This window comes from Streptomyces sp. TLI_185 (genome assembly GCF_003814765.1).
GTDB lineage: Bacteria > Actinomycetota > Actinomycetes > Streptomycetales > Streptomycetaceae > Streptomyces.
In genome coordinates this window covers 9709258-9723883 of sequence record NZ_RKRB01000001.1, presented here as the reverse complement: position 1 = coordinate 9723883, position 14626 = coordinate 9709258, and the positions used below count along the sequence as shown (strand labels likewise).

18 protein-coding genes and 1 pseudogene are annotated in these 14626 nt (G+C 71.9%); 7 read left to right on the top strand and 12 right to left on the bottom strand.

The genetic code is table 11. The features are described 5' to 3' along the window. Nucleotides 1-34: 34 nt before the first annotated feature. Nucleotides 35-1225 carry a cytochrome P450 gene (locus EDD92_RS44670; RefSeq protein WP_123969547.1) on the bottom strand — a complete coding sequence of 397 codons (1191 nt, stop codon included), beginning with the start codon at nt 1223-1225 and terminating at the stop codon, nt 35-37. Between the two features lie 143 nt (nt 1226-1368). Between EDD92_RS44670 and EDD92_RS44665 the strand changes: the two genes are divergently transcribed. Next, entirely contained in the window at nt 1369-2031 is a 663-nt protein-coding gene (locus EDD92_RS44665) for a DUF4230 domain-containing protein (protein ID WP_123969546.1), read from the top strand. On the opposite strand, the gene EDD92_RS44660 is transcribed toward EDD92_RS44665, so the two are convergent. Genes EDD92_RS44660 through EDD92_RS44635 form a run of 6 tightly spaced genes read right to left on the bottom strand, consistent with a single transcriptional unit; the run spans nt 2032 to nt 5775 of the window. Continuing rightward, nucleotides 2032-3798 carry a complex I subunit 5 family protein gene (locus EDD92_RS44660; protein ID WP_123969545.1) on the bottom strand — a complete coding sequence of 589 codons (1767 nt, stop codon included), beginning with the start codon at nt 3796-3798 and terminating at the stop codon, nt 2032-2034. Beyond that, nucleotides 3798-4145 carry a sodium:proton antiporter gene (locus EDD92_RS44655; protein WP_030937593.1) on the bottom strand — a complete coding sequence of 116 codons (348 nt, stop codon included), beginning with the start codon at nt 4143-4145 and terminating at the stop codon, nt 3798-3800. Before EDD92_RS44655 ends, EDD92_RS44660 begins: the two co-directional genes overlap by 1 nt. A gap of 8 nt (nt 4146-4153) precedes the next feature. Further along, complete coding sequence (locus EDD92_RS44650; RefSeq protein WP_123969544.1) at nt 4154-4894, bottom strand: MnhB domain-containing protein; 741 nt, start codon at nt 4892-4894, stop codon at nt 4154-4156. After that, nucleotides 4891-5151, bottom strand: a complete 261-nt coding sequence (locus tag EDD92_RS44645) for a hydrogenase subunit MbhD domain-containing protein (protein ID WP_123969543.1) — start codon at nt 5149-5151, stop codon at nt 4891-4893. Before EDD92_RS44645 ends, EDD92_RS44650 begins: the two co-directional genes overlap by 4 nt. Beyond that, nucleotides 5144-5596, bottom strand: a complete 453-nt coding sequence (locus tag EDD92_RS44640) for a monovalent cation/H+ antiporter complex subunit F (RefSeq protein WP_123969542.1) — start codon at nt 5594-5596, stop codon at nt 5144-5146. The genes EDD92_RS44645 and EDD92_RS44640 overlap by 8 nt, the downstream gene beginning before the upstream one ends. Next, the gene (locus tag EDD92_RS44635) at nt 5593-5775 is read right to left on the bottom strand and encodes a hypothetical protein (protein ID WP_123969541.1); all 183 of its coding nucleotides are present in this window, start codon (nt 5773-5775) and stop codon (nt 5593-5595) included. Before EDD92_RS44635 ends, EDD92_RS44640 begins: the two co-directional genes overlap by 4 nt. Nucleotides 5776-6033: 258 nt before the next feature. Between EDD92_RS44635 and EDD92_RS44630 the strand changes: the two genes are divergently transcribed. Further along, on the top strand, nt 6034-6702 hold the full coding sequence (locus EDD92_RS44630) for a VanZ family protein (RefSeq protein ID WP_123969540.1): 669 nt from the start codon (nt 6034-6036) through the stop codon (nt 6700-6702). Nucleotides 6703-6840: 138 nt separating this feature from the next. Then, the gene (locus EDD92_RS44625) at nt 6841-8070 is read left to right on the top strand and encodes an RICIN domain-containing protein (protein ID WP_123969539.1); all 1230 of its coding nucleotides are present in this window, start codon (nt 6841-6843) and stop codon (nt 8068-8070) included. Between the two features lie 9 nt (nt 8071-8079). Here the strand turns inward: EDD92_RS44625 and EDD92_RS44620 are convergent, their stop codons facing one another. Beyond that, the gene (locus EDD92_RS44620; RefSeq protein ID WP_030937576.1) at nt 8080-8316 is read right to left on the bottom strand and encodes a hypothetical protein; all 237 of its coding nucleotides are present in this window, start codon (nt 8314-8316) and stop codon (nt 8080-8082) included. A gap of 235 nt (nt 8317-8551) precedes the next feature. Here EDD92_RS44620 and EDD92_RS52240 point away from each other — a divergent pair, with 235 nt between their 5' ends. Further along, the gene (locus EDD92_RS52240; RefSeq protein ID WP_311736826.1) at nt 8552-8734 is read left to right on the top strand and encodes a hypothetical protein; all 183 of its coding nucleotides are present in this window, start codon (nt 8552-8554) and stop codon (nt 8732-8734) included. Nucleotides 8735-8790: 56 nt separating this feature from the next. Here the strand turns inward: EDD92_RS52240 and EDD92_RS52235 are convergent. After that, nucleotides 8791-8961, bottom strand: a pseudogene (locus EDD92_RS52235) (DNA topoisomerase IB); the annotation flags it as partial. A gap of 189 nt (nt 8962-9150) precedes the next feature. Continuing rightward, the gene (locus EDD92_RS44610; protein WP_123969538.1) at nt 9151-9954 is read right to left on the bottom strand and encodes an SDR family oxidoreductase; all 804 of its coding nucleotides are present in this window, start codon (nt 9952-9954) and stop codon (nt 9151-9153) included. Nucleotides 9955-10065: 111 nt separating this feature from the next. On the opposite strand from EDD92_RS44610, the gene EDD92_RS44605 reads away from it, so the two are divergent. From EDD92_RS44605 to EDD92_RS44595, 3 genes are all read left to right on the top strand, one after another. Continuing rightward, nucleotides 10066-11106: a PHP domain-containing protein gene (locus tag EDD92_RS44605; protein ID WP_123969537.1), complete on the top strand. Its 1041-nt coding sequence runs from the start codon at nt 10066-10068 to the stop codon at nt 11104-11106. 37 nt (nt 11107-11143) lie between these two features. After that, nucleotides 11144-11800 (top strand): HAD family hydrolase, encoded by a 657-nt coding sequence (locus EDD92_RS44600; RefSeq protein WP_123969536.1) that lies wholly within the window; start codon nt 11144-11146, stop codon nt 11798-11800. Nucleotides 11801-12111: 311 nt separating this feature from the next. Next, on the top strand, nt 12112-13074 hold the full coding sequence (locus EDD92_RS44595; protein ID WP_123969535.1) for an SDR family NAD(P)-dependent oxidoreductase: 963 nt from the start codon (nt 12112-12114) through the stop codon (nt 13072-13074). Here EDD92_RS44595 and EDD92_RS44590 read toward each other — a convergent pair. Then, complete coding sequence (locus EDD92_RS44590) at nt 13071-13727, bottom strand: M15 family metallopeptidase (protein ID WP_123969534.1); 657 nt, start codon at nt 13725-13727, stop codon at nt 13071-13073. The two genes, EDD92_RS44595 and EDD92_RS44590, sit on opposite strands and share 4 nt — an antisense overlap. Before the next feature lie 43 nt (nt 13728-13770). Next, nucleotides 13771-14607 carry an alpha/beta fold hydrolase gene (locus tag EDD92_RS44585; protein WP_123969533.1) on the bottom strand — a complete coding sequence of 279 codons (837 nt, stop codon included), beginning with the start codon at nt 14605-14607 and terminating at the stop codon, nt 13771-13773. Nucleotides 14608-14626: the final 19 nt, after the last annotated feature.

The following is a 14626-nucleotide window of genomic DNA, read 5'->3' as shown; positions in this document are numbered from 1 at the left end:
TTGGTTGGGCTGGACAGGAATCCCATACCCATGCTCACCACGACACCGGCAGCCGCCCCGGGCTCCGTGTCATCTGGCCCTCCCGCCACTCGATCGTCCCGGACGTGAACTCGGCGCGCAGGTCGGGGAAGCGGGCCGCCAGGCGGTGCAGGGCGAGGCCGAGTTCCAGGCGGGCTAGCCAGGCGCCGAGGCAGTGGTGAGGGCCGGCGCCGAAGATGACGCTGGGGGCGGTCAGCGGGGTGAACAGGTCGGGCGGGCCGGGCGGGAACACGTCGGGGTCGCGGCTGGCGGCGTTGGTCTGGACGGCGACCACACTGCCCGCCGGGATCGTCACGCCGCCGACCTCGGTGTCCTCGACGGCGCGGCGGATCAGGCCGGGCAGCACGCGCCCCTCGCTGAGCGGGACGGCGCGCAGCAGCTGCTCGGCAGCGACGGCCGCTGTCTCCTCGTCCTCGGCGAGGCCGGGCCAGGCCTCCTGCCGGTCGGTGAGGAGGTAGACCACGATGTTGCCGAGCGCCGTCATGGTGGTCTCGTGACCGGCGACCACCAGTCCGCACACCAGGGTCACCAGCTGCCGTTCGTCGATGTCCAGGCTGTCGCCCGCCGCCACCAGGCCGCTCACCAGGTCGTCGCCGGGGGTCTTGCGCCGCTGGGCGACCAGGTCGGCGGCGAAGGCCCCGAACTCGTGCATGGCCGCGACGACCTGCTCGCGGGTGTGCGCACCGCCGGAGAGCGCGTGGTCGGCCCAGTGGCGGATGCGCTCGCGATCCACGTGGTCGAGCCCCATGAGCCGGGAGATGACGGAGACGGGCAGCGGGCGGGTGAAACCCTCGATGATGTCCGCGGGAGGGTCCTGCGCGGCGAAGTCGTCGAGGAGCGCCTCGACCACCGAGGCCACCCAGGGACGCCAGCGGGCGATCGCACGGGGCGTGAACGCCCGCTGGACGGTGCCGCGCAGCCGTTGGTGTGCCTCGCCGTCCTGGTTGAGGAGCCCGTTCGGGTCGTCCAGCAGGTTCGGGACGACGAGCAGCGGCGGGGCGTCCTCGGCGTGCAGGGAACTCCTGTTGAACCGGGGGTCCATGAGCACCTGGCGCACGTCGGCGTAACGGGTCACCAGCCACACCGGGGTACCGGTGGCGAGGGTTGCGGGGCGGGGCGGTCCGGGTTCGGGGAGGTCGATGCGGTGCATGGGGCAGAGGGGCCGGGACGTGCTGTGTGTACTCATCCGGGACTCCAGGCGCGCCGGTACGGAGAGTTCTCCACGCTAGTGCGCCCTGCACGCCTCCGTCAGCGGTGTCATTCGGCCAACGGCCCGGTCTGACAAGGCTTTTGGCGGGCATGCGGACAGTAGGAAGGAGGGCCGTCGCCATGACGACTCCCATCAGGCGCGTGTCCAGGCGCATGCCCGGCTGGGCGAAGGCGGTGAGTGCCGTCGTGCTGGTGCTCGTGGTGTTCTTCGCCGGGATCCGGCTGAGTGTGCTCCCTGGTCTCAAGGACCTGTTCGGCACCGAAACGCACGACCGCTCGGGACCTGCACTGCTCCAGTCCATCCAGGACATGAGCCGTTACGACGCCGCCTCCGGCAACTTCCAGGTCGTCGTCGACCTGGAAAAGGACACCAAGTACCTGCCCGACGCGATCCGCGGCTCCCGCACGCTGTACATCGGTGCGGGCACCGTCGACGCGTACGTCGACCTCGGCAAGGTCGGCAAGGACGACGTGACGGTCAACGGCGACCGTACGTCCGCCACGCTCCGGCTGCCGCACGCGGCGCTCGGCAAGCCGGCCCTCGACCCGGACCGCTCCTACGCCGTCTCCAAGCAGCGCGGTCTCCTCGACCGGCTCGGCGACCTCTTCTCTGACAACCCCAACAGTGAGCAGGCCGTGCAGAAGCTCGCGATCAAGCACATCGGTGACGCGGCCAAGGACAGCGGCCTGACCCGGCGCGCCGAGACCAACACCACCGACATGCTCGACGGCCTGCTGCGTTCCCTCGGTTTCAAGGAGGTGCATGTCAGCTACGGCAGCTGATCAGCCACCCCCTGACATCCCTGGCAGGGCCAGCGCGCCGAGCAGCGCGGCCCCGACCAGCACCCAGGCCACGTAGTCCCCGACGTGTCCGGACTGCAGGCGCCGCAACGGCAGCGCCCACTCGGGGGCGGCGAGCAGCTTCGGGCGGGTGACGGCCACGGCGGCAAGGACCAGAGCGAGCAAAGTCGAGGCCAGGCCCAGAAGCACACCGGGCAGGGTCCACTGCGGGGTGGAGACCACCACCCCGCCGGACCCCGCCTCGCTCATGCCGTGTGCCACGGCCCCGGCGAAGCCCGGGGCCACCCCCACGGCCAGAGCGGCGGCGAGCAGCACGGTCGGGACGACCGTCATCGGGCCGGGAACCCGGCTGATGCGGTGGCCGGTCTCGGGCTGCTCGCCGGAGCCGGTCGTCTCGTACTCGCCGTGATCGGGCGGCTTGGGGCCGAGGCCGAGGAAGACGCGGGCGGCGACCCGCAGCACCGCGCCGGCGGTCACCGCGCTCGCGGCGACATACACGAGGGTGAGAGGGCCGCCGACGGCCTCCTCGGTGACGGACTTGCCGAGTGCGGTGCCGAACGGGGGCAGCCCGGCGAGACCGAGGGCCCCGGCGGCGTACAGGACGGCGAGTCCGCGCAGGCGTCGGGCGCGGCCGTGCAGGGCGTGCTCGTCGACGCTGCCGTACCGGTCGAGGAGGATGCCGGTGCAGGCGAACAGGGCGGCCTTCACACCGGCGTGGCCGAGGACGTACAACGCGACCCCGTCGTCCGCCTCGGGCCTCAGGACGCCGATCCCGATGAGGAACAGGCCGGTGTGGGCCACCGTCGAATACGCGAGCAGCCGTTTGAGGTGCCGCTGGTACCAGCACATGACGGCGCCGATCACGGCCGTCAGTACGCCGAGCACGACGAGCACCCGCGTCAGGGCCCCGGCCGGCACCCCGCCGGGCCCGGAGAACACGGTCCCGTACAGCCGCCAGACGCCGTACGTGCCGAGTTCGACCATCACGCCCGACAGCAGTATGCACACGGGCGTCGGCGCGACGGCGTGGGCGTCGGGGAGCCAGAAGTGGAAGGGTACGGCGGCGGCCTTGGCCAGCAGTCCGGTGAGGACCAGGACGAACCCGGCGAGGACGAGCGCGTCGGGCCCGCCGTGCCGGTCGAGACCGCGCCCGATCTGGGTCATCGCCAGTTCCCCGGTACGGGCGTACAGCAGTCCGATGCCCATCAGCATGGCGTACGCGCCGAGCGAGGTGACGACCGCGAAGGTCAGCGCGCCCTGGACGGCCTTGGCCTCCTCGACGCGGGTGCCGGTCAGGGCATAGGCGACGACGCTCATCAGCTCGAACCAGACGAACATGTTGAACAGGTCGCCGGCGATCGCGAAGCCGCACATGCCGCCCTGGAAGAGCAGCATCAGCGCGGGGAAGGAGCCCGCGTGGCGGCGGGGCGGTTCGTCGAAGTAGTGCCAGGAGTACGCCAGTGCGGCCAGGGTCAGCAGTGAGGCGAGCGAGGCCATGCCGAGGCCCGGTCCGTCGCCGGTCAGGACGATGCCGACGCTCTCGCCGTTCACGGGCTGCCAGCCGCCGACCCACTCGGTCATGGGCGGCGAGGAGTTCAGCAGCAGCGTGATCGCGAGCCCGGCCGTGCCGGCGGAGACGGCGCAAGCGGTGGACTCGGCGATCACCCGGGGCAGCCGGCGGCCCGCGGCGACCAGCAGGGCCGCCCCCAGCAGGGGCACGGCGACGACGAGGGGCAGCAGGTCGTTCATCAGCCGCGCAGCTCGGAGAGTTCGTCGGGGTCGACGGTGCCGTGCCGCTTGGCGATCTGCATGACGAGCGCGAGCAACAGCGCGGTGACGGTGGCGCCGACGACGACGTCGGTGAGGGTGAGCGCCTGCACGACCGGGTCGACGACCGGCCGTGAACCGGGTTTGACGTCGGAGAACACGGGCGCGGTGGCGCCGTCGCGGTAGCCCACGGACAACAGCAGGACATAGGTGCCGGCCTGGCACACGGACAGGCAGCCGACGGCGTGGATCAGGTTGCGGCTGGTGGCCAGGCCGTAGCAGCCGGCCAGGAAGACCCAGGCGGCGACCAGGTAGGGCAGGACGTCCATCACGGCTCTCACGTACCGCTCTCCTCCTCGATCTCGACGGCCTGGTCCAGGAAGCGGGCGAGCAGCACCACGACCGCGCCGGCGACCTCCATGCCGATGGCCGCGTTCAGCAGCGGGACGGTGCCGCCGGAGGACAACGTGTTGAAGGTGCCGTACGGCAGCAGGGTGTTGGCGAGGAAGGCGGTGCCCCCGATCAGTCCCGCGATGCCGGTGACCAGGTAGGCGGAGGCGGCGAGGGCGTCGGCGACCTCGTATGCGCCGACCGGTCTGATGCGTTCCAGGGCCGCGTAGTCGGCGCCCAGGTAGAGCAGGTGCAGGGCGGTCGCGGCGACCACTCCGCCCTGGAAGCCGCCGCCGGGGCTGAGCTGGCCGTGGGCGATGACGTACAGGCCGCTGAGCAGGGCGACGGGCAGGACGACGAGGGCGTAGCGGCGCACCGGCAGGGCGACCTCGGCGGGCTCGGGGCGGGCGCGGTGTTCGTCGCGGGTCTGGCGCAGCAGTATCACGCAGCCGAGGACGGCGGAGAACAGGATGGTCATCTCGCCGAGGGTGTCGAAGGCGCGCTGGTCGAAGTTGACGGACGAAACGGTGTTGGCGGTCCGCCGGGCCAGGGAAGCGTGGACGGCCCGGTCGCCGTAGGGGTGGCGGTCGCCGCCGAAGTGCGGCAGGCGGAGGCAGGCGGCGACGAGCAGGGCGGCCAGGCCCGCACCGCCCGCGAGCAGCACCCACAGCCGGGCGCGGCGGGTCACCGCTCACGCTCCTTGCCCTGCCCGCGGCGCCTGACCTTGCGGACGGTGAGCATCAGCAGCAGCGGTGTCAGCGCGGAGCCGACGGCCAGCTGGGAGAGCCCGACGTCGGGCGCCTGGAGCACGGTGAACAGGACGGCGAGGACAATGCCCAGCAGGGACAGGACGAGTGCCTGGCGCATGGGGTCGCGGGTTGCCACGGCCGCGGTCGCGGAGCCCGCGACCAGCAGCAGTGCCACGACGATCACCGCGTCAGCCACCGCTGACCCCCCGGAATCCGCCGGACAGGGCCCGCGAGGCGATGATGTTGCCGCTGATCAGCAATGCGCCGATGACCAGCAGTTTCACCATGGCGCGGCTGGGCCCGGTGGCGACGCACAGGGCGATCACGGCGGCCGCGCCGAGCCCGGCGACCGTCAGGGTCGGTCCCCAGGCGCGCGGCGGGTCCTCGGCGAGGTCCTCGGCGAGCAGCCGGGCGAAGACGAGGGTGCCGACCGGTCCGAGCAGGGCCAGGACGAGACCGAGGTCGACGTAGGAGGGGCGGTGGTAGGCCTGGGAGAGGAGCAGCAGGCTCGGGCAGGCGAGTGCGGTGGACAGGTTCTGGGCCACGACCCGGCGGCGCAGCGGACCGGTGGCCACGCCCCACAGCGCGGTGCCCAGTCCGCCGGCGAGGCCCACGGTGGCGGCGAGCGTCCAGCCGTTCACGTCCCGCTCACCGCCCGTCGTGCGCCCCGGGCCGCAAAGGCGCCCACGAAGGCGGAGCCCGCGCCGACGACGAGTTCCAGCGTGTCGACGGTGCTGATGAGGACCAGCCACAGCAGGCCGAGCGTGAGCCACCAGCCCAGCAGCTCGACCACGGTGAACAGGGCCGATCGCGGGGTCATGCGCCACCTCCTCGGGCTCCGTTCGCGCACCGCCACGGGCGGGAGGTCCGGTACATCCGGTACGTCCGCCCCGCGGCATCCAAACATCGCGGTGGGCGCCTCGGGTGGCGGCGCGCTGGCTTCCACCGCCGGAGTGCCCCTACGACAGGAAGGGAAACCGCGGGGACATCCGGGCGGGACCGGCCGGGCGGCGGCATTCTCGGCTGCCGAGCGGGTAACCGCCATACAACGCAGGGAAGTTGAAGACTGGAGGACCTGATGGCCCGTGCAGCCTTACGACCACGTTCAGCGTTGCGCCTGCGTACCACCAAGACCGACACGTCCGAGAAGCCGAAGAAGTCCGCGAAGGGGAAGAGGCCGGAGAAGGCGAAGAAGTCGGAGAAGGCGAAGAATTCCACGAAACCCGTTAGCAAGTCGCGGCCGGCTCCTCGTGAGCGGCATGTTCTGGCTCTGCCGATCCGTCTGCTGGCGATGCTGTGCGCCTTCGGGTTCATGGTCGCGTTCGCCGTGGTGCTGGCCCGGCTGACCCTGGAGCCCTCCCCCGCCTCGGTGTCGATGGCCCACACGAACTTGCATCCGGGAAGCACCCTCAGGGCCTATCTGGACCAGCCGGCCCTGCGGGACGCGGTGAAACAGATCGGCGGCAATGTGCTGCTGGGGGTTCCGTTCGGCATCCTGGTGCCGGTCGTCGCGCCGCGGGCGCGCGGGCTGCTGCGGGTGCTGCTGCTGACCGCGGCGGTGATGCTGTTGGTGGAGTTCGCGCAGGGGGCGCTGGTCGAGGGGCGGGCCTTCGACATCGACGACGTCATCCTCAACACCACCGGCGCGCTGGTGGGTTACGTCCTGCTGGGGCGGCGGCTGAGCCGGGCGGTGCACGCGCGGGTGCGGCTGCCGCGACGGGGGGCGAAGCAGGCAAAGGACGCATAGCACCACCGCTCAACCACTGGTCCGTACCAAGGTATTGACGCTCCCTTATCTCAATCCTTAAATCAAGAGGCGATGCCTTCACCCCCCACCTCGGCCGGGCGCCTTCGTGCGCCCGGCTGCCGTACGGAAGGAAGTGCCGTGGCCTCCCCACGCCTGCTGCGCAGATGTCTGTTCGCCGCCCTGTCCGCCGTGCTGGTCGCGTCCGCCGCGACCGGTGCGGCGCAGGCGGATACCCCCCGGGCGGCCGCCGCCGCGGTGGCGTTCTCCGACAATTTCGACGGGCCGGCCGGGGCCGCGGTCGACTCCTCGAAGTGGCAGACCGAGACCGGAGACAACGTCAACAACCACGAGCGGCAGTACTACACCTCGGGCAACAAGAACGCGGCCCTGGACGGCCAGGGCCGTCTGGTGATCACGGCCCGGCGCGAGAACCCGGCCAACTACCAGTGCTGGTACGGAACGTGCCAGTACACCTCGGCGCGTCTGAACACCTCGGGAAAGTTCAACGCCCAGTACGGGCACGTCGAGGCGCGGATGAAGATCCCGCGGGGGCAGGGCATGTGGCCCGCGTTCTGGATGCTCGGCACACCGGTGAACTGGCCGGACTCGGGCGAGATCGACGTCATGGAGAACGTCGGCTACGAGCCGTCCACCGTGCACGGCACCATCCACGGGCCCGGCTACTCCGGCTCGGGCGGCATCGGCGCCGCCTACTCCCTCCCGAACGGGCAGGCCTTCGCGGACGCCTTCCACACCTTCGCCGTCGACTGGGCGCCCGACTCGATCACCTGGTCCGTGGACGGCAACGTCTACCAGCGGCGCACACCCGCCGACCTGGGCGGCAGGACGTGGGTGTTCAACAAGCCGTTCTTCCTGGTCCTGAACCTGGCGGTGGGCGGCTACTGGCCCGGCGACCCGGACGGCTCCACGTCGTTCCCGCAGCAGCTGGTGGTGGACTCGGTGTCCGTCACGACCAGTGAGTCGGCCGGCGGGGCGGCGATCAGGGGGCTGGCCGGCAAGTGCGTGGACGTCGAGGGGGCGAACTCCGCCAACGGCACCCCCGTCCAGCTCTACGACTGCAACTCCACCGCCGCCCAGCAGTGGACCGTCGGCTCCGACGGCACCCTGCGCGCGCTCGGCAAGTGCCTGGACGTCACCGGGAACGGCACTGCGGACGGCTCGACCGTCCAGCTGTGGGACTGCACCGGCGGCCCCAACCAGAAGTGGACGGTCAGCGGGGCGAACGACATCGTCAATCCGCAGGCGAACAAATGCCTCGACGTGACCGGGAACAACTCGGCCAATGGCACCCGGCTGCAGATCTGGACCTGCTCGGGCGGCGCCAACCAGAAGTGGACGGTCGGCTGAGCCGAGCCGTCAGTGCAACCTCCAGGTGAACTTGTCGCCGCCGACCCAGCGGACCACGTCCGGGTCGTCCATGTCGTGCACCGTGATACCGAAGGCGGCGGCCGCCTCCAGGACGTCGGTGACGGACTTGGCCTCACCGATCACTTCGCCGTCGATCTCCACGATCCGGAAAGGCGGGGTGCCCGGCTGCACGCCGAGGACCATGATCCGTGGATGGGAGATGTAGGGAGCTGCTTGTTCGGTCATGCAATAGAGCGTAGGACGCATCAGGCCCCTGCTGCTCGGGGGTGTCAGCGCTGGAGCAGAGCGGGCACCGCGGCCTCGACGGCGCCCTGCGTCGCGGGAAGGGCGAAGTCCCCGTGTTCACCCAGCCGGGTGAGCACGGGGCGGTGGTCGCACGGCCGGTCTGCCGGCGCGCGGTCGGTGTGGCGTAGGCCTCCTCGGCGACGACGGCGGGGGCGACGGCGGCCAGGACCGTGGCGTGCCAGGTGCGGAAGTCCATGGCGGTGATCTCGGTGCCGGGCAGCCGGCGCAGCGCCTCGTTGAGGTCGTCGCCGTGCAGGTCGTGCCAGGCGTGCCGGTTCCAGTACACCAGCAGCTGTTCCCCGCCGCTGCGGCGGCGCAGCAGGGCGCGTACGACCGCGGTGCCTCCTCGGCCGGGTAGCTGAACGCGATCTCCGCACGGCCGCGGGTGACGTGCTCGCGCAGCATCGTCTTCGGGCCGTAGGTCTCGCTCCGGCGGGTGTACCGGTCGCTGCCGATGCGGAAGAAGCCGAGGTCGAGCAGGCGCACGGCGCAGGCAACGACCCAGGACCGGGACAGGCCGCGGCCGGCGAGGTCCAGGGCGACCTTGGCGCGCAGTTCGGGCAGGGCACGGGCGACCTCCCGCACATGTTCGTGCTTGGCCTGCTCCTGCTGGGCGCGGATCTGTTGGACGACCAGGGCCCGGATGCGGGCGAGGTGCTCGGGGTCGTTGAGCCTCGCGCCCGTCCGGTCCCGGTGGCGGAAGCCGCGGCCGCAGCGGACCCGGGTGGACCGGGACGGTCGCTGGAGCTGGTGCGCAGGCGCACGCCGGTCGGCTCAGGGACGCCGCCAGTCGTCGCTCTTGAGGTGGGAGCCGGCCTGCGGGCCCATGCGCAGCATGCCGCCGTCCACGCTCCAGGAGGCGCCGGTGACGTAGGAGGCGTCGGGGCTCGCGAGGAAGGCGATGACGGCGGCGACCTCGCGGGCGTCACCGGGCCGTCCGGCGGGGATGCCGGGGCGGGGCTCGGTGTGCACGTCGGTGTCCTCCTGGCCGGTCATCGGGGTGGCGATCTCGCCGGGCGCGACCGCGTTGACGGTGATGCCGTACTCGGCGAGCTCCAGGGCCATGACCTGGGTGAGCAGTCCGAGGCCGCCCTTGGCCGCGCAGTACGGTGCGGCGCCGACCCGCGGCTGGTGCTCGTGGACGGAGGTCACGTTCACGATCCGGCCGCCGTCGCCCTGCTGGATCATGTGCCGCGCCGCCCGCTGCCCGCACAGGAAGGGGCCGATCAGGTCGACCTCGACGACCTCGCGGACCGTGTCGAGCTCCAGGTCGAGGAAGGGCGTCATGGTGCCCGTCCCGGCATTGTTGACCAGCACGTCGAGACGGCCGAGCCGGTGGCAGAGCTCGTCGACGGTGCCCGCGGCGGTGGGCAGCCGGGTGAGGTCCATCTGGGCCACGACGGCCCGCTGCCCGTGGGCGCGGACCTCCTCTGCGGTCTCCTCGGCACCCTTGAGATCGCTGTTCCAGGTGATGCCGACGTCCATGCCCGCCCGGGCCAGCCGGACGGCGGTGGCGCGGCCGATACCGGAGTCGGAGCCGGTGACCACGGCGACCTTGGCGGGAGCTGATGTGGGCATCGCCTGCCTCCTCCTGGGCATTGCGCGGGTGCGCATCGCAGTACCCGGGTGCGCGCGGGACAAACCGTGCGGGGTGCCCGGCGCTGGGGAACCCTGGAGGAGGAGGTCACCATGGATCCCGTCGAGGCACTGGAGCGGATCGCCTTCCTGCTGGAGCGGTCCCTGGCACCGACGTACCGCGTCCGCGCGTTCCGTACGGCGGCCCGCGTGCTGACGTCCCTGCCCGCGGAGGAGGTGCGCGAGCGGGCGGCCGCCGGGTCGCTGGAGTCGCTCAAGGGCGTCGGCCCGAAGACCGCACAGGTCGTCCGGGAGGCGCTTGCCGGGCAAGTGCCCGGCTATCTGCACAAGCTGGAGGGCGAGGCGGAGGCGCCGGGCGAGGACCGGGCCGGTGCGGGCCTGCGGGCCAGGCTGCGCGGGGACTGCCATCTGCACTCGGACTGGTCGGACGGCGGCAGCCCGATCGAGGAGATGGGCCGGGCCGCGAAGTCCCTCGGGCACGAGTGGGCCGTGCTGACGGACCACTCCCCCCGGCTGACCGTGGCGCGCGGCCTGTCTCCCGAACGGCTGCGGGAACAGCTGGACGTGGTGGCGGAGCTGAACACCACCTGGGCGCCGTTCCGGCTGCTCACCGGCATCGAGTGCGACATCCTCGACGACGGCTCGCTGGACCAGGAGCCGGAGCTGCTTCAGCGGCTCGACGTGGTCGTGGTGTCGGTGCACTCCAAGCTGCGCATGGAGGCCCGCGCGATGACCCGCCGCATGGTGGCCGCCGTACGCAGTCCGCACTCCGATGTGCTGGGGCACTGCACGGGGCGGCTGGTGACCGGGCGGGGGCGGCCCGAGTCGGAGTTCGACGCCGACGAGGTGTTCGCCGCGCTGGCCGAGACGGGCACCGCCCTGGAGATCAACAGCAGGCCCGAGCGGCTCGATCCGCCGCGGCGGCTGCTGCGCAGGGCGCTGGAGGCGGGAGTGCTGTTCTCGGTCGACACCGACGCGCACGCGCCCGGCCAGCTGGACTGGCAGATCCTCGGCTGTGCCCGGGCCGAGGAATGCGGCGTACCGGCCGGGCGCGTGGTGAACACCTGGAGCCTGGACGAGCTGCTGGCCTGGACCCGCTCACGGCGCACGCCCGCAGGAGTGGCAGGTCCCTGACGTGGTACTCGGGCAGCGAAAGAGCAAGGGAGCACGCATGGAACGGGCGGCCGTGTTCGACGTCGACGGAACCCTCGTCGACACCAATCACCTGCACGTGGCGACCTGGTGGGAGGCCTTCCGTCAGGCCGGCCACAAGGTGCCCATGCACGCCATCCACCGCTCCGTCGGCCTGAGCTCCGAGGACCTCATCGCCCGGCTGCTGGGCGACCGGCGGGACACGGACCGGGACGCCGAACTCAGCTCCGCGCACAAGGCGTTGTACGGCCAGTACTTCGACCGGCTGCCCGCGTTCGAGGACGCCGGCCGACTCCTGCGGCGCCTCGACCACGACGGCTGGACAGTGGTGCTGGCCACCTCCGCGAGCGGCCCGGAACTTTCCGCGCTGCGCCGCGCGATCTGCGCCGACGACGCCATCACCGCCACCGCGAGCGCGGACGACGTCGAGGAGGGAAAGCCCGCCCCCGAGCCCGTCGAACACGCCCTGGAACTGGCCGGGGTGCCCGCGGAACGGGCGGTCTTCGTCGGCGACACCGTGTGGGACATGCGCGCGGGCGGCCACGCCGGCGTGCGCTGCCTGGGCGTCCTGTGCGGCGGCATCCCGCGCGCCGACCTGGAGGAGGCGGGAGCCGAGGCCGTGTACGACGACCCCGCGCACCTGCTGTCCGCCTTGGAGAACAGCCCGCTGGCCTGAAGGGCATATACGGGTGACGCAGATCACCACACAAGGCGCCGAACACCGGAACACCAAGCGGTAGTTCGCCGTTGAACCAACCGTGGGTGCGGATGGGACAGTGTCCCCGGGCCTCACCATTCGCCCACAGGGACGATCGTTCGGCTGAAGCCCTGTGGAGCCTTTCGCCGAGAGGCGACCGCCATCCGTGCCCACCACTTGGCGAGCCCCGACCGGCCTCCCCCGTCCGGTCGGGGCTCTTTCACACCCACGCCCGCCCACGCGGGTCCGCGCTTGACTTCGAGAGCACTCCAATCCGTAGCGTTCTCGGCATGAGCACTGGCACTGCACAGCACAAGATCGGATCCGGTTTCGGCGCCACGAGCACGGCCGACGACGTCCTGCAGGGCGTCGACCTGACCGGCAGGCTCGCCGTCGTCACCGGCGGCTACTCGGGCCTCGGCCTGGAGACCACCCGCGCCCTGACCAAGGCGGGCGCCCGGGTCGTCGTCCCGGCCCGCCGCCGGGCCACCGCCGAGGAGGCGCTGGCCGGGGTCGACGGCGTCGAGGTGGACGAGCTGGACCTCGGCGACCTGGAGAGCGTGCGCGCCTTCGCCGAACGGTTCCTCGCCTCCGGGCGGACCATCGACATCATGATCGACAACGCCGGGATCATGGCGTGCCCGGAGACCCGGGTGGGGCCCGGTTGGGAGGCCCAGTTCGCCACCAACCACCTGGGGCACTTCGCCCTGGTCAACCGGCTGTGGCCGGCGATCGCGCCCGGCGGCGCCCGCGTCGTCTCCGTCTCCTCCCGCGCCCACCACTTCTCGGGCATGCGCTGGGACGACGTCCACTGGACGCAGGGCTATGACAAGTGGCAGGCCTACGGGCAGGCCAAGACCGCGAACGTCCTGTTCGCCGTCCACCTCGACAAGCTCGGCCGCGACGCCGGCGTGCGGGCCTTCTCCCTGCACCCCGGCGGCATCCTCACCCCGCTCCAGCGACACATCCCCAAGGCGGAGATGATCGAGCGCGGCTGGATCGACGAGGACGGCAACATCCTCAACCCCGAGGGCTTCAAGACCCCGCCGCAGGGCGCGGCCACCCAGACGTGGGCGGCGACCTCGGCCCAGCTGGACGGCCTCGGCGGCGTCTACCTCGAGGACTGTGACATCGCCGAACTCGCGGTCGACGGCGGGACCAGCGGCGTCAGGGACTGGGCGATCGACCCCGAACAGGCAGCCCGGCTCTGGGAGTTGTCCGCGGAGCTGACGGGCGTGAACGCCTTCGCCTAGGAGCCACCCGGTTCCCTGGGCTCGTAGAGGGCGGCGAGTGCGCCGGTCGCCAGGGCCCAGTAGCGGTCGCCGTAGGACCAGTGCCACCACTCGGTGGGGTAGTTGACGAGCCCGGATGCCGTCAGCGCCCCGCCGAGGACGGTGCGGTTGGCGCGGGCCTCGTCGGTGATGTTCAGGGCGTCCGTGTAGCAGGCGCCGTCGCTCTCCTCGGGACTGGCGTTCATCGCCGTGCCGAGGTCGAGTTCGCGGCCGTCCGCGTCGGCCAGGGTCAGGTCGACGGCCGCGCCTGCACTGTGCGGGGCGATCTCGGGCGGGGAGACATAGCGGCTGGCGGCGGTGCGGATGCGGTCGGCGGACCAGTCGGGGTGTGCGGCGCGCAGTTCGTCGGCGTAGCACTCGAAGTAGCGGCGCTGGAGAGCCGGCGGCCGGTATCCCTCCACGAACAGCAGGCGCAGGTCCTCGGGAAGCAGGGCCTGGGCGGCGAGGAGGCGGTCGAGGACGCCCCGGCGCAGATGGACCTCGGCGCCGTGGGAGTCCTTGTGCTTGCGGTCGTCGACCAGGAGCCTGTCTCGTACGCCGACGAGGGGTTCGCCGTTCTCCGCGAGGGCGACGGCGGCGACCCGGGCGTCGGACATCAGGATGAGCTCGCTCATGCCTTGATCATCTCCCGGACGCCCGGACCGCAGCCGTCGGGGCTCATCCGGTCATGAACTCCCGCAGGTCTGCCGTGAGTTGCTCGGCGTGGGTGACGAACAGGCCGTGGCCTCCGTTCTCGTAGACCTTGAGCGTGGCGTCGGTGGCGAGTGCGGCGGCTCGGCGGCCGGTCGTCTCCAGGGGTGCCGAGACGTCGTGGGTGCCGTGCAGGACGAGCAACGGCAGTTCGAGCTTGGCCAGTTCGGGGGCGACGTCGAGGGTGACGATGGTCTCCTGGACGGCACTGGAGGCCCGCGCGGTGGCCACCAGGCAGCGGTCGCTGAGGTAGCGGACGTATGCGGGCGAGACGTCGTTGCCCGGCCGGTGCAGGGCGAAGAAGTCGCGCAGTGCGTCGGGGTCGTTGAAGAACGCAGCCCGGTCGCGCAGGAAGGCCGCGTTGCCGGCCCGCATGACCGCGGGGTCCCAGCCGTCCGGGTTGTCGGCCGTGCGGGCCACGCCCGGGGTGATGCCGGCCACGAGCGCCACGCGGGCCGCGCGGCCGCTGCCGTGCCGGGTGAGGCAGCGCACGATCTCCGCACTGCCCAGGGAGTGGCCGATCAAGGTCACCGCGCTCAGGTCCAGGTGGTCCAGCAGGCCGTACAGGTCGTCGGCGAGGGTGTCGAGGTCGTAGCCGTTCCACACGTCGTCGGAGCGTCCGTGCCCGCGCCGGTCCAGGCCCACGCAGCGGTACCCCTCGGCCGCCGGCGGCAGCATCTGGAACTCCCACATCTCGGTGCCCAGGTAGGCGCTGTTGACGAAGACGGCCACGGGGCCGTCGGCCGGTCCGTAGTCGACGTAGTGCAGCTGCGCGCCGTCGGCGGGGCTGGCGAAGTACGGCATGGGACGTCCTCCTGCGATC

Excerpts from the sequence above, each read along its gene's own strand:
- EDD92_RS44670 (WP_123969547.1), bottom strand. The coding sequence starts at position 1,225 with ATGAGTACACACAGCACGTCCCGGCCCCTCTGCCCCATGCACCGCATC.
- EDD92_RS44665 (WP_123969546.1), top strand. The coding sequence starts at position 1,369 with ATGACGACTCCCATCAGGCGCGTGTCCAGGCGCATGCCCGGCTGGGCG.
- EDD92_RS44660 (WP_123969545.1), bottom strand. The coding sequence starts at position 3,798 with ATGAACGACCTGCTGCCCCTCGTCGTCGCCGTGCCCCTGCTGGGGGCG.
- EDD92_RS44655 (WP_030937593.1), bottom strand. The coding sequence starts at position 4,145 with ATGGACGTCCTGCCCTACCTGGTCGCCGCCTGGGTCTTCCTGGCCGGC.
- EDD92_RS44635 (WP_123969541.1), bottom strand. The coding sequence starts at position 5,775 with ATGACCCCGCGATCGGCCCTGTTCACCGTGGTCGAGCTGCTGGGCTGG.
- EDD92_RS44630 (WP_123969540.1), top strand. The coding sequence starts at position 6,034 with ATGGCCCGTGCAGCCTTACGACCACGTTCAGCGTTGCGCCTGCGTACC.
- EDD92_RS44620 (WP_030937576.1), bottom strand. The coding sequence starts at position 8,316 with ATGACCGAACAAGCAGCTCCCTACATCTCCCATCCACGGATCATGGTC.
- EDD92_RS44610 (WP_123969538.1), bottom strand. The coding sequence starts at position 9,954 with ATGCCCACATCAGCTCCCGCCAAGGTCGCCGTGGTCACCGGCTCCGAC.
- EDD92_RS44605 (WP_123969537.1), top strand. The coding sequence starts at position 10,066 with ATGGATCCCGTCGAGGCACTGGAGCGGATCGCCTTCCTGCTGGAGCGG.
- EDD92_RS44600 (WP_123969536.1), top strand. The coding sequence starts at position 11,144 with ATGGAACGGGCGGCCGTGTTCGACGTCGACGGAACCCTCGTCGACACC.
- EDD92_RS44595 (WP_123969535.1), top strand. The coding sequence starts at position 12,112 with ATGAGCACTGGCACTGCACAGCACAAGATCGGATCCGGTTTCGGCGCC.
- EDD92_RS44590 (WP_123969534.1), bottom strand. The coding sequence starts at position 13,727 with ATGAGCGAGCTCATCCTGATGTCCGACGCCCGGGTCGCCGCCGTCGCC.
- EDD92_RS44585 (WP_123969533.1), bottom strand. The coding sequence starts at position 14,607 with ATGCCGTACTTCGCCAGCCCCGCCGACGGCGCGCAGCTGCACTACGTC.